Here is a 20,143-nt window from a genome sequence, read left to right as displayed (position 1 = left end):
ACAAGGCCGCTCCCACAAGTACCGTGCATCGATCAGCCATCAGGCAGGTTGGGCACAGCTGCCCTGCCGGGCACTCTCCCGCACTGCCTCGGCCAGTTTGCGCAGGTTGGCCTGGTGGGCATTGACCAGGCTGGCGATGCTGTTGTCCGCCGCCGTCTGCAACGAGGTTCGGCAGGTCAGCCCGGCCTCCCCCGAGCGTGTCAGGCGCCATAGCGCCTCCAGCGAGGCGTAGCGCCCCGGCACCGTATCGAAGCGCTGCACGTCCACCCGCAACACCGCCTTGCCGCCACCTACCGGCCCACCCAGTTGGTCCTGCAAGGCGCTGCGGAACTCATCCACCAGGTTGGCCCCCCACCACTCCGTCTCGAGGATCGCCAGGCCACTCTGCCCCTGCCGCACCACCAACTGAGGGCGGTCCACCTGTGGCGGCACGGCCACCCTCGCCACCTGAATACGCTGGCCACCGTCGCGCACCGGTTCGCTCGGCACCAGCGTGTGATAGTTGTTCGGGGTACTGCTGCAGCCCCACAGCACTGCCAGCAGGCCGGCACCACACATATTGCGCAGTCGATGCATCGGGCGTCTCCTCAGGGTTCAAGGTCTGTGGCACTGGCCGCTTTCGGCCGGCCACGTATCAGCGATTCGGGGTGCCGGCCCAGGTAATCGGCCAGGTCCCGCAGCGATCGCGACATGCGCTCCAGCTCATCCAGGGTTTCACCCATGCGCTCGCGCTGCGGCGAGTCCTCGGAAATGGCCGAATTGGCCGTGCGCAAGGTCTTGTGAACTTCGTCCAGCGCCACCTTCACGTCCGGCAGCGTCTGGCCATTGAACTGTTTGAGGCTGGCGCGCAGCTCACGCAGGCTGCCGTCCAGGTTGTTGGCGATGCTTTCCAGCGGCAATTTGCTGATGCGCTCCACCACCCGCTGCAGCTGTTCCTGCAACTGCTCCAGGCTGCCCGGCAATGTGGGGATGGTGATGGGGTCGGCGGTCTTGTCGAAAGCCACCTTGGGGGCATCCGGGTAGAAGTCCAGGGAAATGAACATCTGCCCGGTGATCAGGTTGCCGCTTCGCGCCTGGGCCCGCAGCCCGTGCTCGACGAAGGTGCCGATCAGCCGCCGCGCGCCGTCCATGTCGCCTTCGACATGCTTGAACACATTCAGCATCTTGCGGTGCACCGGCCCCAGCCGTTGCGGGTAGATCACCGCATCGACCACCACCGGGAAGGTTTGCCGGGTGGCATCGTAGTCGAGCTTGACCGAGGTGACCCGGCCAAACTCTACACCCTTGAACTCCACCGGGGCCCCCACCGACAGGCCACGCATGGCCTGGTCGAAACGCAACTGCAGGTACTGCGCCTGACCAGTAGGCGGGGCCAGGGCGGTGTCGCGGTCGGCAAACAGCTGGAAGTGCGCCTGGTCGGCAGCCGGCTCGGCTTGCGGGGCGAAGTCGGGCGAGCCAAAGGCCAGCCCGCCCACCAGGATGGACGACAGTGACTCGGTATCGATCTTCAGGCCGTTGGCACCGATCTGCATGTCGACGCCACTGGCGTTCCAGAAGCGGGTATCGGCGGTGACGAAACTGTCGTAGGGGGCCTGCACGAATATGCCAATTTCCACGCCCTTGCCATCGTTCTGCAGGGCAAACGACACCACCTCACCCACCGGGATCTTGCGGTAATAGATCGATGAGCCAATATCCAGCGACCCCAGGTCGCTGGCAGTCAGGACAAAGCGCTTGCCCTTTTCGTCGTAGGTGATCGGCGGTGGCAACTCCAGGCCGACGAAGGACTTCTCGGGCACTTTCGATTCGCCGGCATCCGCACCGATGAAACTGCCCGACAGCAGCGTGTCCACGCCGGACACGCCGCCCACCCCAATGCGTGGCCGCACCACCCAGAAGCGTGCGCCCTGGGTAGCGAACGCACGGGCGTCGTTGGACAGCTGGACCTTGGCGACCACGCTCTTCTTGTCGTCGGCCAGGTCCACCGTGGTGACTTCGCCAATCACCACGCTGCGGTACTTGACCTGGGTCTTGTGCGCCACCAGCCCTTCCCCGGTGTGAAAGGAAATCGCGATGACCGGGCCTTGCTGCATCCAGTTGCGCACCACCAGCGAAGCGCCGATCAGAATCGCCAGTATCGGCACGATCCATACCAGCGACACACTCCAGCGCCGGGTGCGCACTTCAACCTGCCCCGCGCGCTCGCGCTTGTCAGTCTCTTGCACCATCAATACGGCCTCCTTCGTTGGCTCGGCTATCCCAGATCAGGCGTGGATCGAAGCTCATCGCAGAAAACATGGTCAGGACCACCACCATGCCGAAAAACAGGATGCCCACCCGTGGCTCGATGGTGCCCAGCCCGCGCAGTTGCACCAGCGCCGCCACCAGCGCCACCACCATCACATCGAGCATCGACCAGTAACCGATCAACTCGACGAAGCGGTACAACTGCGAACGCTGCCGGCAGGCCCAGGTGGAACCACGCCCGGCGGTAAACAGCAACAGGCCGAGCGAGAAGAACTTGATGGCCGGAACGCCCACGCTGGCAATGAAGATGATCAGCGCGATGTCCCAGGCACCGGCCTCCCAGAACTCCAGCACGCCACCGCCAATGGTGCTTTCGCTGCCGCTGCCAAGCATTTCGGTGTGCATGACCGGAAGCAGGTTGGCGGGGATGTAGAAAATCAGCGCCGCCAGCAGAAACGCCCAGCCGCGGCTGATGGCATTGGCCTTGCGCCGGTGAATGGCAGCCCCACAGCGGTCGCAGGTATGCGCACCGCTGCCCAGTTCGCAGGCCTGACCGCAGCCATGACACAGGCACAGGCCCAGTTCGTCGGCGTTGGCCGGGATAGTCATACCTGCTCCCACAAGTCGCGGATGTCCTTGCCGGCGATATGAATGATCAGCATGCTCAGCGCGGCCAAGGCCAGCAGGCCGATGCCGGGGATTACATCGAGCAAACCCGCCAGCTTGATCACCGCCACCATCGCCCCTAGCAGGCACACTTCCAGCATGCTCCAAGGCCGCAGGCCCTCCAGGCTGCGCATGCACAGGGCAAAACCGGGTGCGCGCTGGCCAGCCAGGGCGAAACCCAACACCCAGCACAAGAGGGTAATCTGCAGCACCGGCGCAAAGATGATCGACAGGGCCATGACCAGGGCGATGAAGGTGATGCTGCCGTGGCTGAGGATCTGCACCGAGTCCCATAAGGTCGCGGAATGGGTGAGCCCCTGCATGCCAATGGTCATCACCGGGTAGAAGTTGGCGAACACCAGCAGGATGCCGCCCGTCACACTCAGGGCCAGCCGCTGCTGCACGGTCAGCGAGGTGTGCCGGTACAGCACGCCGCCACAGCGCTGGCAAACGGCGCGCTGGTGCTTGAGCAACGGCGCACGGTGGTAAACCGTGTCACAGTACTCACAGATGATCAGCTGCTGGGTCTGGCTCATGGGGTTTCCACAGGTAGCCCTGATTCACGCCGTGATACGCAGGCGAACCACGTTTGATATCCGGTTTAGACCATCCCGGCAAAACTGCCATCATCGACAGCAAAGAGAACTATCCTTTGAAGCGGGATCCCCACCCGCTGGAGGTTTGCCATGCGTACGTTCACGTGGAGTTACCTGCTGGTGCTGCTGTGCGCGGCATCGGCAGCCCAGGCGCAGTCGGTGGTGCCGCTCAAGGGCCAGAGCAGCCAGCAGACGCAACTGGATATCAATGATTGCAATACCGTCGCGACCAATGCCGCGAACAGTGCCGCCACCTCCAGCGACCCCCATGTCGGTGGCCGGGTACGCGGTGCCGCCGCCGGCGCGGTTGCCGGTGCGGCCGGCGCACAGGTGCGCGGCAACCAGCACGACGAGCTGTATGACCGGGTTGGTGATGACGCCAAGCAGGAATACCGGCAGAACCGCGCCGGCGAAGTGGCCGCCGCTGGTGCTGCAGTCGGTGGCATGCGTCAGCGCCAGGACCGCCGTCAGGACCGGCGCGGCCAGGACGAAGCGAAAGCCCAGGCTCATGCCAGTGCCTATGCCGGGTGCCTGCAAGGGCGCGGCTATCAGGTCAACCCCTGATCAGCAGGCGCGCCATGCCTCGGCAGGAGGATGCATGGCGTGCCCGTTCAGAACTTGGCCAATTCTTCCCGGCAAAACTCGACGAACAGCTGCGCCGGTTTGGTCAGTTGCACACGTTTCAACCATGCTGCCGCCAGCCCTGACAGCGCCACTGGCTCGGCAATGTCCAGCATGGCCAGGCGTTGCCCGTCGTAGGTGTACTCCGAGTGCGGCCGCGTCACCAGCAGCGAAAAGCCGAACCCCTGCCCGACCATGCCACGCACCATCTCGATCGATGGCGAGCTGAAGACGATATTGGGCGTCAGGCCCATTTCGTTGAACAGGCTGACGAAGTAGGTACGGCTGGGGGCAACGTCCAGCAGAATCATCGGTTCCGGGCACAGGTCACGCAGCGACACCTGGGCCTGGCCGGCGAAGCGGTGGTTCTCGGGCAGCAGCACATAGGGTTTCTGCGGCGGCATCAGCGGCTCGGCCTCGATGGTGCCGTCCAGGTCATGGTCGTAGAGGAACGCCAGGTCGAAGGTACCCGCGGTCAGGCCCTGGATCAGCTCCTGCTGCTCGCCGTCGCGCAGGCGGATATCCACCCCCGGGTAACGCTGGCGAAAGCCGGCGATCAGGCGTGGCAGGTACAGCGGTGCCACGGTTTCGAAGCAGCCGATGTCGATCTGCCCGGCGACGGTATCGTTGTCGGCCAGGGCGTTCTGCTCGAACTCATGGGCCATCTGCAGCAGCGACCTGGTCTTGGCATAGAAGCGCTTGCCGCTGGGCGTCAGAGACACACCCTGGGCGTGATGGCGGATGAACAGCTGCACGCCGAAGCTTTCTTCCAGGCTCTTGATGGCCGTGGAGATGGACGGCTGGGCGATGTACAGCTGGCGTGAAGCTTCGGCCACGCTGCCGGCCTCGACGGTGGTGACGAAGTACTTGAGTTGTCGCAATGTGTAGGCCGCCACGGGCACCTCTCTGACGCCGTTCTGGGCGCGCTGGGATCATGCCTGTCACTTTACCCTCGGCAGCGGCTGGGTGGGGGCCGGGTGATGAAGGATTTACCTATGGCTTGAGCAGGTTTTTACGCGGGGACGCCGTGCGCCCCCCCCTTTGCTTCACTCGAAATCGATATTGGCGATTACACAGTCATCACCAATCAGTTTGTACCCTGGCGTGCAGGACATGCCGACTACTGGCTGTACACTGCGCTTGCGCCGGGACAACGTTACCTGCGGTTCTGCATTTGCCAGCTGTTCGTGGTCGAGAGTGTCGTCTGGCTCGTTAACGGGTTCTTCTTGCATGGGGTTCACTCCTTGGATTGGTTGGTAATGCCCGATCAACGCTACAGCCCCCATTGCTACCAACCCATCTGGAACTTTGACCGTGAAAAGAAATGCTGTCGGATCGCGTTGCAGGGTTCGCGGTGAACCCGGTGCCCTGGCCAAATGCCGCTGATTGTCTTTACTGGTACTCAACGACTCCAGGCATACGGTGTGCGTTCATGAAGATCATAGTCACCAGCATCCTCGTCGACGACCAGGCCAAAGCCCTGGCTTTCTACCACTACGTACTCGGTTTCGAGCCCAAGCACGACATCCCCATGGGCCGACACCGCTGGCTCACCCTCACCTCCCCCAACGACCCCAACGGCGTCGAGCTGCTGCTCGAGCCCGACGCGCACCCGGCCGCCAAGGTCTACAAGGCCGCGCTCAAGCAGGACGGCATCCCCGCCACCTCGTTCGGTGTGCGGGACATCCAGGCAGAATATACCCGGCTGTGCGCGGCGGGTGTGCAGTTCACCCAACCGCCTACTACCATGGGGCCGGTCACCGTAGCGGTGTTCGATGACACTTGCGGCAACCTGATCCAGATCGCCCAGAAACACTAGCAACGTTCAGGGCTCCACGGGCAGTCGCAAGGTCGCGCGCAGTCCGTGTGGCGTCTGGTTGCGCAACTGCACGCTGCCACCCAGGCGGGTCATGATGGTGCTGACGATCGACAACCCCAGCCCGGCGCCATTGGTCGAGCCCTTGCTGTAGAAGCGCTCGAACACCCGCTGCTGGTCGACCTCGGCGATACCCGGCCCCTCGTCGTCGACGCTGATCAGCAGGGCTTGCCCTTCACGCTGCAGTGTCACGGCAACCCTCCCCCCCGCTGGCGAATGGTCCACGGCATTGGCCACCAGATTCTGCAAGGCAATTCCCAGCGCGCCAGCGTCGGTATGCAAATGGTAGTCGCCCGCGGCGATGTCCAGCGAAGGCTCCAGCCCGCGCTCCAGTATCCAGGGGGTCAGCTCGGCCAGGGTCTCGGCCACCATGCCCTCCAGGTCCACCCGCGGCCAGTCACGCCGGCCTGGTCGCGGCTCCAGGCGGGCCAGGGTCAACAGCTGGTTGACCACCCGGGCAAGGCGGTCGACGCCGCCCATCAGGAACTGCAGGGCCTTGTCCCGCTCGGCAGCACTGTCCGCATTCAGGGCGTTTTGCGCATGCAGACGCAGGATGGCCAAGGGCGTGCGCATCTCGTGGGCAGCGTCGGCGATGAAACGGTGTTCGCGGCGCAGAAGGTCGTCGATCTGCCCGAGCAAGCGGTTGATCGCCGCCTGCATCGGTTCCAGCTCCTTGGGCAACGGCACCAGCTGCAAAGGCTCGAGCGACTCGGCGTGGCGGGCGCGGATCACCCTGGCCATGTTCTGCAGCGGCCGCAGCCCCCAGCCAATGGCCGCCCACACCAGCAAGGCCAGGGCCAGGCTGCCGAACAGGAATGGCAACAGCGTGTGCTGCACGATGCGTTCGATCAGGTCGTCACGCACGTCGTTGCGCTCGCCCACCCAGATCACCCAGTGTTTTTCCGGCACCGGCAAGACAAAACTGCGCCAACGGCGCCCTTCCACCACCACGTCGGCAAAACCCGGCACCCGCGGCGCCTGCCCCAGCTGCGGGGCGCTGGGCGTGTGTACCAGCAGCCCGCCGTCGTCGGCCCATACCTGGAAGGCCAGCTTGCTTTCGTAGCGGTGCCCCACCTTGTGGTGCCCGGCCTTGCTCAAGGCCGCGTCGAAGGCGCGGTACAACTCGTCACGGCTCTGCTCCTGCACCGGCAGGCTCATGATGCCCTGCAGCAGCCGGGCGTTCTGTGCCAGGTGGGCGTCGTACACTTCGTTAATTTCATGACGGCTGTCGTGGTAGTTGTACAGCGCCAGCAACCCGCTGCCGACCAGTAACAGCAGCATCACCCGCCACAAGGTGCGTTGGCGCAACGAACTCATGCCTTGCCTTCCACCAGGTAGCCGATTCCGCGCACGGTGCGGATCAGGCCGTTGAACAGCTTCTTGCGCAGCTGGTAGATGTTCACTTCCAGGGTATTGCTCTCCGGCTCTTCATCCCAGCCATACAGCAACTGGGTCAAGCGTTCGCGCGTGAACACCTTGCCCGGCTGGGCCAGCAATTCGTGCAGCAACAGGTATTCCTTGGGCGTGAGCACCACCGGCTGGCCCCGGTAGTGCACCTGCTGGCTGACCGGGTCCAGGCATACCCCGGCATGCTCTATCAGCACCCGGGCGCGGCCGCTACTGCGTCGCAGCAAGGCCCGCAGGCGGGCCTTGAGTTCGTTGAGGTCGAAGGGTTTCACCAGGTAGTCGTCGGCGCCGGCATCCAGCCCGACGATACGGTCCTCTGTCGCATCGCGGGCGGTCAGCACCAGCACCGGCAGGCTCTTCCCGGCTGCACGCAGGCGCCGCAACAGCTCGATGCCATCCAGGCGCGGCAAGCCCAGGTCGAGAATGGCCAGGTCGAATTCCTCGTGACACAGGGCATGCAAGGCGCTGGCGCCATCCTGCAACCAGTCGAGGGTATAGCCCTCGCGGCGCAGGCCGTCACAGATCCCCTCCCCCAACGCGGCGTCGTCTTCTACCAGCAGCAGGCGCATGCTTAATCCTGTTTTTCCTTGATCGCTTTGAGTAAAGCATCGATTTCACCACGCCGGCCCTGGTCGGCCAGCTCTCTCCCGGGCCGGGGCGGTGCCTGCAACGCCTTTTGCAGGGCCGCGCGGGCTTCGTCGTAGCGGTTTTGCCGGTACAGGTGGTCAGCCCAGAAGTAGTTGCTGTCGATACCGTCGGGGTTGATCGCCAGCGCCTGGCGCAGCATGGCCTCGGCCTTGGCCTGGTCGCCGAAGCTCAACGGCCAGCCGGGGACCTGGTCGTACAGCGCGCCCAGGCTGGTGTAGGCCGAGCCCTGCAGGGCCTTGGGGTCCATGGCCAGGGCCTTTTCCAGGCTGGCGCGAGCGGCCTTCACCTTGCCCAGCGCGCCCAACCCGCCGGTGGCACCGGCCCAGCTGCTGTTGACGATGCCGTCCCAGATCAACGGCTCGGCCGAACCCGGTTGCTGGTGCACCAGCGCCGCCGACTGTACCGCCAAGGCCTCGAACGCCCCGGCACGCTGCGCCTCGGGCAGGTTGTAGCGAATCACTGCCCAGCGCTGCTGGATTGCATTGAGTTGCTGGGTACCGTTCTGGTCGAGGGCCCAGCTGAACGGGGCGATGGCCAGCAGGCTGGCCAGTATCAGACGTTTCATTTGCTCGACTCCTTGCTGTGCCAGGTGCTGTAGCGACGGATCAGCGGCAGTTGCTTGCGCAGGGCACGATCAACCACGCCCGGCAGCATGCCGTTAAGGCGCACGAAGAGTTTTTCCGGCCAGCCCAGGTACAGTTCGCTACGCTCGGCCTGTACTGCATCGAGCACCGCCCGCGCAACATCCCGCGGGTCATCGACGCCTACCTTCAATGCCTGGTTCAAGGCCTGCGCGGCGCTACTGTTCATCGTCGTGCGGGTGGTGCGCGGTGCAGCATACAGCACGTTCACCGAGGTGTCGGCAAGCTCGCGGCGCAATGCCTCGGAGAACCCGCGCAAGGCAAACTTGCTGGCGCAGTAGGTGGCATAGCCCGGGTAACCGATCGAGCCGTAGATCGACCCCACGTTCACCACCAGTGCGCTGGGCTGCGCGCGCAGCAGCGGCAGGCACAGGCGGGTGAGCTGCACGGCGGCCTTGATGTTGAGGTCGAACAACTCGTCCAGGGCGGCCTCGTCCAGCTGTTCGAGTAACGCGAAGCGGTTGACCCCGGCGGCGTTGATCAACAGGTTAAAATTGCCCATCGCCCGCGCCGCTTCCAGCACTTCACGGCGCCCTTCGGCGCAGCGCAGGTCGGCCTGCTGCCAGCGCAGTTGCCCGGGGTAGCGCGCCATCAGTTCGGTCAGCCCGCCCTGCTGCCGGCTGACCGCCAGTACGCGGGCACCGGCGCTGCACAACTGGGCCGCCAGCTCCAGGCCGATGCCGCCGCTGGCGCCGGTGAGCAACGCCACGCAATCAGGCAAGCGCATGCTGTACCTCCTGCTGTGCGGAACGCGGCAGGCCTTCGAACATGGCGGTATACAGGCGATACACCACTTTGGCAGCGTGGATTACCGCCTGCTGGTCCTCGGGCTGGTCCAGGCGATTCATCAGCCCACGGTAGGTGGCCATGTGGTCCTGGTCCAGGGCGCCATGGGAACTCAGGTAGCTGAACGCCTGGTCCGGCAGGCCGAGGCTGCTCTGCAGGGTACCGGCGGCCTGGGTGGCCAAGGCAATGCTGGTGCCTTCGAGTACGTTGACCATGCCGAACAGCCCGACCGGGTTGCCACGGGCAATCTGGTCGTAGAGAAATGCCACCATCAGCTCGATGGGCAATGCCGGCCGGCCGGCCGCAACCTGATGCGGGTCGCCACCGCAGGCAGCGATGTCATCGAGAATCCAGCGCTCATGGCCGTATTCCTCCTCGATGTATTCGCAGACTGCGCCGCGCAGCCACTCGAGCCGCGCCGGCAAACGGGCCCCGCAGGCCATCATCAATGGTACGGTGTGCCGCACGTGGTGATAGGCCTGGGTGAGAAAGGCCACATAGGCCTCGAGGCTGGCTTTGCCGGCCAGCGCGTCGCGGATGACCGGGACACTGAACAATGCCGTACGCTCGTCGGCGGTTTCCTGCTGCAGCATGTCGAAGAAAAGCATGGCAAACCTCGTAGATCATTGAAGGTCGGATAACAGGGAGTGGTAACACCGCAGGATCTGTTCGCGGCGTGGCCGGCCGTTGGCGGTCAGGGTTTGCCCGGCGGCACTCAAAGGCTCGGGCAGGCGCCGCCAGGCATGCACCCGGGCATAGTCCGGCAGGCCCGCATTGGCCTGGCGGATGGCCCGTTCGAGGGTATGGTCGTCAGCCTGGGGGTCCAGTGGCCAGATCAGCGCCAGGTTGTGTGCCAGACCTTCGCCGTGGACGAACGCCTGGGCGATCACCCCGCCCTGGGTCAGTTCGGCCTCGACCCATTCAGGGTTGACGTTGCGCCCGAAGCTGGTGCTGTACTGGTGCTTCTTGCGCCCGGCCAGGTACAGGAAGCCATCGCTGTCGAAATGGCCAAGGTCACCGGTCGACAGCCACAGTTCGCTGAACGGTGGTTCGCCCAGGTAGCCGAGCAACGCCGAGCCGGCCACCTGCACTTCGCCATCTTCGGCAATGCGCACCTGCACATGCGGCAGCGGCCGCCCGACACTGCCCGGGCGCCGGCCCCCGGGGCGGTTGAGGCACACCACCGAGGCACATTCGGACAAGCCGTAACCTTCGAACACGGGTAGCCCGACTGCCTCGGCGCGGGCCAGCAGGCTAGGCGCCACGCGTGCCCCGCCTACCGCCACGAAGCGCAACGGGCCTACCCGCATCAGGCCACGCTCGATGGCCGTAACCAGGCCGAGCAGCAGCTGTGGCACCAGGATCAGGCTCTCGGCACCACTCAAGGCGATGGCGCCCAGCAGTTGCCTGAAGTCGACCTGGCTGGCACCGCGAAAACCCAGCTGTGCCTGCGGGTAAAGGGCGATGCTTGCCCCGGCCAGCAGGGCCGCGTACAGGCCCAGGTTCTCCAGCAGCACCGCCAGAGGCAATACCGCCAGGTATTTGCCCGGCGTCGTAGGCCGGCTGGCGGCCTCCAGCTCACGCGCTACCCGCAGCATGGCTTCGGCGCTCAGGCACACGCCCTTGGGTGCTCCGGTGCTGCCGGAGGTGTAGGTAATTTTCGCGGTCCCCGCTGGCAAGGGCGCGCCCGCTGGCGGCTGGCGGCTCCAGAAACGCTCGCCGGCACTGAAGCCGCAGGCGTGCAAGTCGTCAGCGAAGGCTTCATCGGCCAGCGCCAGCACTGCCCCGCTCTGTGCCAGGCAGTGGCGGCGCTGGGCGCTGCTGAAGAATGCCGGCAGTATGACGATGGGGCGCGCCGCGAACAGCGCCGCCAGGTCCCAGAACAGCGCCTCGGGGCCATTCTCCAGGGCCAGGGCGAAGGTGCCCGGCGGCTGCGCGCTCAACCAGGCCCGACGTTGCTCGACCTCGTCCAGCAACTGTTGATAGGTGAATGGCCCGCCAAGGCCCAGCAACGCCGGTTGCGCCCCCCGGTGGCGGGCATGCAGTTGCAGCACCTCCCTGAACAGCTGGCATTCATGCGGCATGGCCGGCCTCCTGCACGCTCGCGGGCAATCCCAGTCGGTCGAATACTCCGCCGCGGGCCAGGGCCTCATGGCCATAGCTGATGTTGCCGACGAACACTTGCGGGTGCTGCGCGTAGTAACTGCCCCAACTGTCGGCGTCGCCGTTCAGCCGACCAGGGTCGGCCACAGCCAGCGCCGTGGGCACCAGGCCCAGGCGATGAAAGCTGTTGACCAGGGTCGCGGCCCCGGTGAACGCCACCCACTGCAAGCCGCGGGCGGCCAGCAACCAGGTCACGGCAATGATCATGATCCGCGCGCTGCCGGCGCTGAGCGCGGCCAGGTTGCCCACTTCGACCAACTGTGCACGGCTTGCCGGGCTGCCCGCCAGCCGGGTCACGGCCACTTCCAGCGGCTCATCCAGGTAACGCTCGATGAAGGTCGGGCCACTGCTGGCCAGGCGTACGCCAACGGCGGCCATCAGGCGCCCGTGGCTGTCATGCAGGCCGAGCAGTTCGGGCAGGTAGTGCTGCACGTCGGCGTGGTGCGCGCAGGCAAAACGGGCGTGAATGAACTGCTCCAGCTCGTCGCGCCCCGGCTCCCCGGGGTGTTTCAGCGTCATGTGGGCAAGGCGATCGCCGTGGTTGCCGATAGCCAGTGGAAACAGGCTGGAGCTGTCTGCCTGAGTCATGACTGTCCCCCTCTCAAGTCAGGTGTCGGGGCCAGTATCAGGGGGCAATCTGAAGCCAATCTGAAGTGCTACATTTGCCCTTGCCCTCATTGCGCACCAACAAGGAAAACAGATGCGCCACGAATTCAGCGAAGTGCTCAACGACCTGGTCGACTACTTTCTGCTCGGCGATATCCAGCTGCTCGAACGCTTCAAGCAACAACATGAACTGCCCGACGACCTGGCCCATGCGTTCACCCACGGCGACAGCGGCGACCAGGCCGTGCGCGAAGGTATCGTGCTGCCGCTGGCCGGGGTCGACAACCTGCCCTACCGCATCCTGTTCACCCTGGACAGCCACACTCCGGCCCTGCGCGAACCCGGCAGCCGCCTCAAGCACTGCCGCAATGGCTATGTGCTGCAGGTCAAGCACGGCGCGCTGATGCTGTACACCTGGCGCATCCTGCAGCACTTCACGCCCAAGACATTGGGTGACCTGATGGCGCGCTACCAGGTGCCGGGGCGGCCGATCATCGAGCTGGACAATGGTTGGTATGACGTCGAGGTGCTGGCGGGTGCGCTGGTGCGGGACGGGCTGTACGAGCCGGCATTCGAGTTCGTGTTGAAGAAGCGCTGGAGCCGGGGCGAGGCTGCCGGGGTGGATACCGGGTATGCCTTTGGGTTGCGTGGCTGTTTCGACTGATGAGTTGACTGTGCCGGCCTCTTCGCGGGCTTGCCCGCTCCCACAGGTAACTCACTGCCCTCAGGCACAGTGGTATCCCTGTGGGAGCGGGCAAGCCCGCGAAGAGGCCGGTACTGGCAGCCTAAACCTTCAGGTGTGGTTGATATCCCGGTCCTTGGTCTCCGGCAGGAAGAATATCCCCAGCACCGCCGTCATCAGCGCAATCACGATCGGGTACCACAAGCCGTAATAGATATCGCCGGTCGCCGCCACCATGGCAAACGCCACCGTCGGCAGGAAGCCGCCGAACCAACCGTTGCCGATGTGGTAAGGCAGCGACATCGAGGTATAGCGGATACGCGCCGGGAACAGCTCGACCAGCCAGGCGGCGATCGGCCCGTAGACCATGGTCACGTAAATCACCAGAATGGTCAGCAGCAACAGCACCATCGGGTAGTGGATCTTCGCCGGGTCGGCCTTTTCCGGGTAGCCGGCTTCCTTCAACGCCCCGGTCAAGGTCGCGGTAAAGGCGTCGCTCTGGGCCTTGAAGTCCGCTGCCGCCAGGCTACTGCCATCGAAGCTCGGCAGCACCCGCTCACCAATGCGGATCTGCGCCACGCTGCCAGGTTCGGCCGCTTCGTTGGTATAGGGGATGGCCCGCTTGGCCAGCAGGCTCTTGGCGATATCGCAAGAACTGGTGAATTTGGCCTTGCCCACCGGGTCGAACTGGAACGCGCACTGGCCAGGGTCGGCTACCACCACCACCGGGTTCTGCTCCTGGGCGACGAACACGTCCGGGTTGCCGTACTGGGTCAGGGCCTTGAAGATCGGGAAGTAGGTCAGCGCCGCGATGATGCAACCGGCCATGATGATTTTCTTGCGGCCGATGCGGTCGGACAGGCTGCCGAAGAGGATGAAGAACGGCGTGCCGATCAACAGCGAACCGGCAATCAGCAGGTTGGCGGTCTGCGGCTCGATCTTGAGCATCTGCAACAGGAAGAACAGTGCATAGAACTGCCCGGTGTACCACACCACGGCCTGACCGGCGGTACCACCGAGCAGCGACATGATCACCACCTTGAGGTTGTCCCAGCGGGCGAACGATTCGGTCAGCGGCGCCTTGGACGCCTTGCCCTCGGCCTTCATCTTCATGAACACCGGCGACTCGTTGAGTTGCATGCGGATGTACACCGAAATCGCCAGCAGCAGGATCGACAGCAGGAACGGCACCCGCCAGCCCCAGGCCTCGAACACCTCGTTCCCCATGGCCGTGCGGCAGGCCATGATCACCAGCAGCGAGAGGAACAGCCCCAGGGTGGCCGTGGTCTGGATCCAGGCGGTGAAAAAGCCGCGCCGGCCCTTGGGGGCATGTTCGGCCACGTAGGTGGCCGCGCCGCCGTATTCGCCGCCCAATGCCAGGCCCTGCAGCAGGCGCAGGGTAACCAGGATGATCGGCGCGGCCACACCAATCGTGGTGTAGCTGGGCAGCAGGCCCACCACAGCGGTGGACAGGCCCATGATGACGATGGTGATGAGGAAGGTGTACTTGCGCCCGATCATGTCGCCCAGGCGACCGAACACGATGGCGCCGAATGGCCGCACGGCAAAGCCGGCGGCAAAGGCCAGCAAGGCGAAGATGAACGAGGTGGTTTCATTGACCCCGGCAAAGAAGTGCTTGGCGATGATCGCCGCCAGGGAGCCGTACAGGTAGAAGTCGTACCATTCGAATACCGTGCCCAGGGACGAAGCGAAGATGACCTTGCGCTCCTCCCGGGTGATACCGCGTTGGGGCGCACTACTGCCCGTGGATGTGCTGTCGAGAACCGCCATGGGGTGCCTCCGTCTTGTCGTCATGCAGGCCGGGAGCACCTCATCCGCTGTTGCACCGTCGCACCCAGGCCCTGGGGGCTTGCTTTGGTTATGCGAAGCACGACGAGGCAGGCCGCCTCGGATCGCAGCAAGGTTACTGAAGCATAATAGGCTTTGACGGGATATCCACTGCGGGCCGCTGCTACAGCACTGGCCCTTTCAGCTCCACCTGGTTGCCATCCGGGTCGTAGCAGTACAGCGACAGCCCTTCACCTTCGGCGCCGTAACGTTTCTCGGCAGGCGCCACCTGTACCCCCGCGGCTTGCAGGTACGCCCGCAGTGCCGGCTCGTCGAACGGCTCGATGCGCAGGCAGAAATGATGCAGATTGCGCCCCTCGGCCCCCGGTGCCGCGCCACCAGGCAGGCCCAGCGGGCCGTCCAGGGTGACCAGGTCGATCATGGCCGTGCCGGTGGCCAGGTGGACCATGCCCAGGTCTTCGCGTACGCGGCTGACTGTGCAGCCGAGCAGGTCGGTGTAGAAGGCAATGCTACGCGGCAGGTCGCGGACCCGCAGTACCAGGTGGTCGATGTGCTTGATGGCGAACGGGCGCATGCCGGGCTCCTTGTGGCGGTCGGTTTCCAAGGGTAAACGTCCACCACAATAGCCCACCGGCGCATGCTCCGACCATACTCCGCTATTCGTTCACCAGGCGCTGCAGCACGCCGCCTTCATGGCGGGCCAGGATGCGCAGCAGCTGGTCGACCAGGGCCCGGTCCGGTGCATCCAGATGGAAGTGGTGCCCGCCCGGGTGCCATGACACCTTGGCGTGGCTGGGCAAGGCCGCCTGGCGCCGGGTAAAGGCCTCACCGGTGAATGCCCCCTGACGGCCGAACAGCAAGTAAAGCGGGCAGCGGATCTGACTGAGCAGATCGCAGGCTTCGCGCTCGGTCAGCGGCATGGGTTCGGGCAGCACCAGACGCGGGTCGTGACGCCAGCAATAGCCCTCGCCCAATTGCAGCAGGTCACGCAGCGCCAGCAGCCGTGCCGCCTCTTCCGACAGCTCGGTGTCAAGGCGCTCGCGGCGTTGCGCCAGCGCCGTGTCCAGGTCCTCGAAACGGCCGACGTGCGGCTCGGCAAAACCCTGCAACTGGCTGCGCTGCACCATGCGCTTGAGCCGATAGGCCCGGGCCAGGTGCTGCACGCGGTCGTCCTCGGCCACCGTGAACGGTGCGCCCATGCCGTCGAGGAAGGTCATGCTGGCAATACCGCTGGTCATGGCCGCCAGCAACGACGCCACCCCGGTGCCCATGCCATGGGCCAGTACATGGAATTGCGCCAGGCCCAGGCTGTCGGCAACCGCCAGCATGTCCTCGGCATGTTCCCACAGGTAGTAGCCACTGTCGTGGCGGCGATGGGCCGAGCGGCCGTGGCCGACCAGGTCGGGGGCGACCACAAAGCAGCCATCGAGCATCGGTGCCAGGCGTTCGAACGAGGCGGCGTTGTCCAGCCAGCCATGCAGGGCCAGCACCGGGATGCCGTCTTCCGGCCCCCAGCAACGCACGGCAATTTCAATGCCGTTAAGGTCTAGCAGGTGATCCTTGGGTGTCGATGAAGAACGCATGGGTACACTTCCTGACTGGAGCCTGGTACGACCACACCAGGCCGAATACGCCGCCGGCCCCTTCGCTTCCTGTCGCCAGCGGCAACCCTTGCGCCGGGCCATTCAGGGCTCCGACACGTTACCTTGGCGCAACCTCAGCTACACCACTGGCCCGTCACCGACCGTGACTTAACCGTCACCGACCCTCACTGCCCACGCAGGTCCTCGAAGAACGCCTGCTTGCCATCCACCTGGCTGGACGCCCGCGGCGCCGCGGCGGCTTCGCCATTGGCGGCCTCGACATGCCAGTAACAGTGTCGTACCGCCCGGGTCACCGCTACATAGGCCAGGCGCTGCACCTCTTCCTTCTGCGCGGTATCGAATGGCTGGGCATCCCCGGCCCTGCCCAGCCCGGCCTGGCGATACACCTGGTTCTTGTAGGGCGAGCTGGTCAGGTACTGGCAGTCACCCAGCATGAACACCGCGTCGGCCTGCAAGCCCTTGGCGCTGTGGTAGGTCAACTGGCGCAGCCGGCGTTGCTCGGCTGGCAACGCCGCCTCGGCGTGCAGCACGCTTTGCAGGTGCTCGTTCATCAGCGCCCGGTCGCTGCCCTTGCGGTACAGCATCATCACCGTCTCGCCACGCTGGTAGTGCTCGAGCAGCGTTTCACCCAGGGCGGCCTCGTCACGGTCGAACACCTTGACCGGCGAACCCGGCAGCTCGGCCGCCGGGCCACTGGCGCGGGCCTTCTTGCCGGCAATTGCCGGGGTACCCTTGACCAGGTGTTCGGCCGCGTCGATCACTTGCTGCTGGCAACGGTAGTTGTCGACCAGCATCACCCGCGTGTTGGCCGGCGACGGGAAGGCCTTGATGAACTCCATGAAGTACTTGGGCGAACTGCCGCGCCAGCCGTATATCGACTGCCAGTCGTCGCCCACACACAGCAGCGATGAATGCCGGGCGTGGCGCCCGCTGTGCATCGACGGGCCGCGCCGGCGGATTTCGGTGAGGCTGGCGCGCAACCAGCTGACGATCTGCGGCGACACATCCTGGAACTCGTCGATCATCAGGTGCGCCAGCGGCCGCAGCAACGGGTCGGGCAGCAGTTGCAGGTTTTCCGGATTGTTTTCGCCGAACAGGGCAAACATGCGGTTGTAGCTCATCACCGGCGGCGACTGGTCCAGCAGGTGCGCCTCCAGGGCCTTCCAGTACAGTGCCAGGGCCTCGAAGAACAACGCATCGCTGTCACCGGACGGGAAGCTCATGGCCGCCACCGCGCTGTTCACCTCCAGGCCGAGGTTTTCGATGAAATTGGCCGCGCCAACAAAGGCATCCAGCAACGGCGCCGGGGCCAGTTCGCCCTTGACCTTGTACTCGAAACCGGGGCCGGCCACGGCATCACCGGCCAGCGAAGCTGCCAGACGCCGGGCCATGGCATAGTTGTCGAGCCAGATCAGCGGCCGGTCGCAGAAGGCCTGCAACAGCGTGCGCTTGACTGCCCACTCGGCACGCACCGCCAGCTTGGCGCCGGGGCGCTGGTACTGCGCGCTTTCCGCCGGGTCGAAGCCCAGTACTACCAAAGGGCCCTGGCCGGCCAAGCGGCCATGCACATGGAAGCGGCTGCCACGGATCTCGACGGTTTCGCGGCAGGGCTCGATGCCTTTGATCGGCCAGGCACCGGCGGCGAACCACAGGTCCTCGATCACGTCGCACAGTTCTTCGTCGCGCTGGGCCGCCAACTGGGTCACCTGGGCGCGCTTCTGCACGTCAGGATTGTTGGGGTCCAGCGGCTTCAGTTGCAGGGCTTCGCTGCGCAGCAGGCCGACCAGCTCGGCAAAACGCGGGCTTTGGCCCAACAGGGTGCTGTAGCACTGGTTCAACTGCTGGCGCTGGGCATCGTTCAGACGCAGGTCGAACGGGTTGCTCTCGGCCTCGGCCTCACGCCCGGCCGGCATCTCGTTGCCCAGCGTCTCGAACGCGCGCACCTGGCCAAAGCCCGGCAGGCTGCGCACCAGCGGCAGAATGCGCGAATGGAAGGTACGCACCAGCTCGCGGGCCTGCAGCGGTTGCAGGTTGATCTGCCACAGGGCGAACACCTGCAACAGGCGTTTGATGAAGTCCTTGCGCGACTCACGGGTGAAGGTGACCACGGTCATCGCGTCCAGTTCATAACCCAGGTAATGGCGCAACAGCAGGATGCGCAGCACCAACGAGGTGGACTTGCCCGCACCGGCACCGGCCACTACGCAGGTGGACGGCGTATCGCTGAAAATCAGCTTCCATTGCGCGGCACTGGGTTGCGACTCGGCGGGCAGGCGCTGGGCGACATCGGCCTTGAAGCGTTTTTTCAGCTCGGTGGTAAGGGGCAGGCGCCAGTCATCGAACAGGTTGTCATCCTGGCCCGGCACGGCGGCGGTATCGGGGCGGGTATCGCGGATTACCAGCACCTGGCGCCCGGCCTCATAGCCCTCCACCCGCCCACGCTCGAACCCTTCACGCATGCCATCGGCATGGCCACTGCGCTGGCCGCTGGCATGGCCGAGGAACCACGAGTCGCGGTGCTGGGCCCTCAGGCGGGTCAGCCCGCGCCCCAGCAGGCGGGCCGCCAGGCGGCGAAACCAGGGCAGCTGGGCAGGAGGGGTAAGGTCGGCATGGGCCTGGGGTTGCTCTTGGGCCACGGTCACTCCGTTGAAAAACAAAATCAGCGGGCATGTTCGCCGCATCGACAAAAAATCGCCAGCGAATGCTTGCAGATCAGTGGATTAGGCGATGAAGCGGATAAAACACTCTATCGGGATACATCTATTTGGTCGATTATTTTAAGCCGATATTTACGCTTATTTTCGATGGTTCTTTGGCGCATCATGGCGTCATTCCACTGATTCAAGGAGCACGACCATGCTGCAACTGCGACCGTTCGAAAGCCTCGGCCACGCCAACCACGGCTGGCTCGACGCCCACCACCATTTCTCGTTTGCCGAGTACTACGACCCGGCACGCATGCACTGGGGCAACCTGCGGGTATGGAACGACGACCTGATCGCTGCCGGCAGCGGCTTCCCGCCGCACCCGCACCGCGACATGGAGATCATCACCTATGTACGGGAAGGCGCGATCACTCACCAGGACAGCCTGGGTAACAAAGGCCGCACTGAAGCGGGTGACGTACAGGTGATGAGCGCCGGTACCGGCATCGTGCACAGCGAATACAACCTGGAAGACGTCGACACGCGCATTTTCCAGATCTGGATCGTGCCGGAGCGCACCGGTGAAGCACCGCAGTGGGGTACCCGGCCATTCCCGAAAGGTGAGCGTGGCGAAGGTTTCGTGACCCTGGCCAGCGGCCGTGCAGGCGATGAACACAGCCTGCAGATCCGCACCGATGCGCGCTTGGTGGCTGCCACCCTGCGTGCCGGTGAAACTGCCGAATACCGCTTCGATGCCGCACGCCGGGGTTACCTGGTGCCGGCCAAGGGGCTGGTGGAGGTCAACGGGCTGCGTGCCAAGGCGCGCGATGGTGTGGCGATTGAGCAGGAGCAGGTGCTGCGGGTGACCGCCATCGAGGACAGCGAGATCGTGCTGGTAGATGTGGCCTGAGGCTTTGGTCTTGCGACGCGTGCTCTGTAGGAGCGGCCTTGTGTCGCGATCGGGCTGCGCAGCAGCCCCTCGGTTTCAGCTGCGCTGCACATATTGCCGGGGCCGCCTTGCGGCCCTTTCGCGACACAAGGCCGCTTCTTGTATGTTGTGTCTGGCCTAGCGGGAGAGGTTATTCTCGTCGGGCTGAAGAAGCACTTCCGGGGAGGCCGATCGCTCCTGAAGGCAGGTATTGCCCC

At 64.9% G+C, this 20,143-nt stretch carries 22 protein-coding genes; 5 read left to right on the top strand and 17 right to left on the bottom strand.

Features of this window, described 5'->3' with window-relative positions:
* Nucleotides 1–39 precede the first annotated feature (39 nt).
* Genes CAF70_RS05885 through CAF70_RS05870 form a run of 4 tightly spaced genes read right to left on the bottom strand, consistent with a single transcriptional unit; the run spans nucleotide 40 to nucleotide 3,449 of the window.
* Nucleotides 40–576 (bottom strand): membrane integrity-associated transporter subunit PqiC, encoded by a 537-nt coding sequence (locus CAF70_RS05885; RefSeq protein WP_085623637.1) that lies wholly within the window; start codon nucleotides 574–576, stop codon nucleotides 40–42.
* A gap of 11 nt (nucleotides 577–587) precedes the next feature.
* Nucleotides 588–2,228, bottom strand: coding sequence for an intermembrane transport protein PqiB (locus tag CAF70_RS05880; protein ID WP_085623639.1), 1,641 nt, complete (start codon nucleotides 2,226–2,228; stop codon nucleotides 588–590).
* Nucleotides 2,212–2,856, bottom strand: coding sequence for a paraquat-inducible protein A (locus CAF70_RS05875; RefSeq protein WP_085623641.1), 645 nt, complete (start codon nucleotides 2,854–2,856; stop codon nucleotides 2,212–2,214). The genes CAF70_RS05880 and CAF70_RS05875 overlap by 17 nt, the downstream gene beginning before the upstream one ends.
* Nucleotides 2,853–3,449, bottom strand: coding sequence for a paraquat-inducible protein A (locus CAF70_RS05870; protein ID WP_085623643.1), 597 nt, complete (start codon nucleotides 3,447–3,449; stop codon nucleotides 2,853–2,855). The genes CAF70_RS05875 and CAF70_RS05870 overlap by 4 nt, the downstream gene beginning before the upstream one ends.
* Nucleotides 3,450–3,599: 150 nt before the next feature.
* Here CAF70_RS05870 and CAF70_RS05865 point away from each other — a divergent pair, with 150 nt between their 5' ends.
* A complete protein-coding gene (locus tag CAF70_RS05865) occupies nucleotides 3,600–4,073 on the top strand; it encodes a YMGG-like glycine zipper-containing protein (protein ID WP_085623645.1) in 474 nt (157 codons plus the stop codon).
* A gap of 47 nt (nucleotides 4,074–4,120) precedes the next feature.
* On the opposite strand, the gene CAF70_RS05860 is transcribed toward CAF70_RS05865, so the two are convergent.
* Nucleotides 4,121–5,026 carry a LysR family transcriptional regulator gene (locus CAF70_RS05860; RefSeq protein WP_085623647.1) on the bottom strand — a complete coding sequence of 302 codons (906 nt, stop codon included), beginning with the start codon at nucleotides 5,024–5,026 and terminating at the stop codon, nucleotides 4,121–4,123.
* A gap of 150 nt (nucleotides 5,027–5,176) precedes the next feature.
* Complete coding sequence (locus CAF70_RS05855) at nucleotides 5,177–5,362, bottom strand: hypothetical protein (protein ID WP_085623649.1); 186 nt, start codon at nucleotides 5,360–5,362, stop codon at nucleotides 5,177–5,179.
* Nucleotides 5,363–5,562: 200 nt separating this feature from the next.
* Between CAF70_RS05855 and CAF70_RS05850 the strand changes: the two genes are divergently transcribed.
* The gene (locus CAF70_RS05850) at nucleotides 5,563–5,949 is read left to right on the top strand and encodes a VOC family protein (RefSeq protein WP_085623651.1); all 387 of its coding nucleotides are present in this window, start codon (nucleotides 5,563–5,565) and stop codon (nucleotides 5,947–5,949) included.
* A 6-nt stretch (nucleotides 5,950–5,955) separates the two neighbouring features.
* Here CAF70_RS05850 and CAF70_RS05845 read toward each other — a convergent pair whose 3' ends face one another.
* The 7 genes from CAF70_RS05845 to CAF70_RS05815 are packed head-to-tail and all read right to left on the bottom strand — an operon-like array spanning nucleotide 5,956 to nucleotide 12,239.
* Nucleotides 5,956–7,323, bottom strand: coding sequence for a sensor histidine kinase (locus tag CAF70_RS05845; protein ID WP_085623653.1), 1,368 nt, complete (start codon nucleotides 7,321–7,323; stop codon nucleotides 5,956–5,958).
* Nucleotides 7,320–7,982: a response regulator gene (locus tag CAF70_RS05840; protein WP_085623655.1), complete on the bottom strand. Its 663-nt coding sequence runs from the start codon at nucleotides 7,980–7,982 to the stop codon at nucleotides 7,320–7,322. Before CAF70_RS05840 ends, CAF70_RS05845 begins: the two co-directional genes overlap by 4 nt.
* 2 nt (nucleotides 7,983–7,984) lie before the next feature.
* The gene (locus CAF70_RS05835) at nucleotides 7,985–8,626 is read right to left on the bottom strand and encodes a tetratricopeptide repeat protein (protein ID WP_085623657.1); all 642 of its coding nucleotides are present in this window, start codon (nucleotides 8,624–8,626) and stop codon (nucleotides 7,985–7,987) included.
* A complete protein-coding gene (locus tag CAF70_RS05830) occupies nucleotides 8,623–9,429 on the bottom strand; it encodes an SDR family oxidoreductase (protein ID WP_085623659.1) in 807 nt (268 codons plus the stop codon). The genes CAF70_RS05835 and CAF70_RS05830 overlap by 4 nt, the downstream gene beginning before the upstream one ends.
* On the bottom strand, nucleotides 9,416–10,096 hold the full coding sequence (locus CAF70_RS05825) for a TenA family transcriptional regulator (protein WP_085623661.1): 681 nt from the start codon (nucleotides 10,094–10,096) through the stop codon (nucleotides 9,416–9,418). Before CAF70_RS05825 ends, CAF70_RS05830 begins: the two co-directional genes overlap by 14 nt.
* 15 nt (nucleotides 10,097–10,111) lie before the next feature.
* A complete protein-coding gene (locus CAF70_RS05820) occupies nucleotides 10,112–11,572 on the bottom strand; it encodes an AMP-binding protein (protein WP_085623663.1) in 1,461 nt (486 codons plus the stop codon).
* Nucleotides 11,562–12,239: a thermostable hemolysin gene (locus CAF70_RS05815; RefSeq protein ID WP_085623665.1), complete on the bottom strand. Its 678-nt coding sequence runs from the start codon at nucleotides 12,237–12,239 to the stop codon at nucleotides 11,562–11,564. Before CAF70_RS05815 ends, CAF70_RS05820 begins: the two co-directional genes overlap by 11 nt.
* Before the next feature lie 112 nt (nucleotides 12,240–12,351).
* Between CAF70_RS05815 and CAF70_RS05810 the strand changes: the two genes are divergently transcribed.
* Nucleotides 12,352–12,921 carry a hypothetical protein gene (locus tag CAF70_RS05810; protein ID WP_085623667.1) on the top strand — a complete coding sequence of 190 codons (570 nt, stop codon included), beginning with the start codon at nucleotides 12,352–12,354 and terminating at the stop codon, nucleotides 12,919–12,921.
* Nucleotides 12,922–13,050: 129 nt separating this feature from the next.
* Here CAF70_RS05810 and CAF70_RS05805 read toward each other — a convergent pair whose 3' ends face one another.
* The 3 genes from CAF70_RS05805 to CAF70_RS05795 all read right to left on the bottom strand — a co-directional run bounded on the left by CAF70_RS05805 (nucleotide 13,051) and on the right by CAF70_RS05795 (nucleotide 16,331).
* Nucleotides 13,051–14,730 carry an MFS transporter gene (locus CAF70_RS05805; protein WP_085623669.1) on the bottom strand — a complete coding sequence of 560 codons (1,680 nt, stop codon included), beginning with the start codon at nucleotides 14,728–14,730 and terminating at the stop codon, nucleotides 13,051–13,053.
* A 181-nt stretch (nucleotides 14,731–14,911) separates the two neighbouring features.
* Nucleotides 14,912–15,322: a VOC family protein gene (locus tag CAF70_RS05800; RefSeq protein WP_085623671.1), complete on the bottom strand. Its 411-nt coding sequence runs from the start codon at nucleotides 15,320–15,322 to the stop codon at nucleotides 14,912–14,914.
* 82 nt (nucleotides 15,323–15,404) lie between these two features.
* Nucleotides 15,405–16,331 carry an alpha/beta fold hydrolase gene (locus CAF70_RS05795; protein WP_085623673.1) on the bottom strand — a complete coding sequence of 309 codons (927 nt, stop codon included), beginning with the start codon at nucleotides 16,329–16,331 and terminating at the stop codon, nucleotides 15,405–15,407.
* Between CAF70_RS05795 and CAF70_RS27570 the strand changes: the two genes are divergently transcribed.
* Nucleotides 16,330–16,503 (top strand): hypothetical protein, encoded by a 174-nt coding sequence (locus CAF70_RS27570; protein WP_158090309.1) that lies wholly within the window; start codon nucleotides 16,330–16,332, stop codon nucleotides 16,501–16,503. The two genes, CAF70_RS05795 and CAF70_RS27570, sit on opposite strands and share 2 nt — an antisense overlap.
* A 13-nt stretch (nucleotides 16,504–16,516) precedes the next feature.
* Here CAF70_RS27570 and CAF70_RS05790 read toward each other — a convergent pair whose 3' ends face one another.
* The gene (locus CAF70_RS05790; RefSeq protein WP_085623675.1) at nucleotides 16,517–19,033 is read right to left on the bottom strand and encodes a UvrD-helicase domain-containing protein; all 2,517 of its coding nucleotides are present in this window, start codon (nucleotides 19,031–19,033) and stop codon (nucleotides 16,517–16,519) included.
* Between the two features lie 175 nt (nucleotides 19,034–19,208).
* Between CAF70_RS05790 and CAF70_RS05785 the strand changes: the two genes are divergently transcribed.
* Entirely contained in the window at nucleotides 19,209–19,907 is a 699-nt protein-coding gene (locus tag CAF70_RS05785; RefSeq protein ID WP_085623677.1) for a pirin family protein, read from the top strand.
* Nucleotides 19,908–20,143: the final 236 nt, after the last annotated feature.

It is taken from the genome of Pseudomonas sp. B19(2017), assembly GCF_002113165.1.
Classification (GTDB): Bacteria; Pseudomonadota; Gammaproteobacteria; order Pseudomonadales; family Pseudomonadaceae; genus Aquipseudomonas.
Note: the sequence above shows the minus strand (reverse complement) of the source record. Positions and strands in the feature narration are given on the sequence as shown.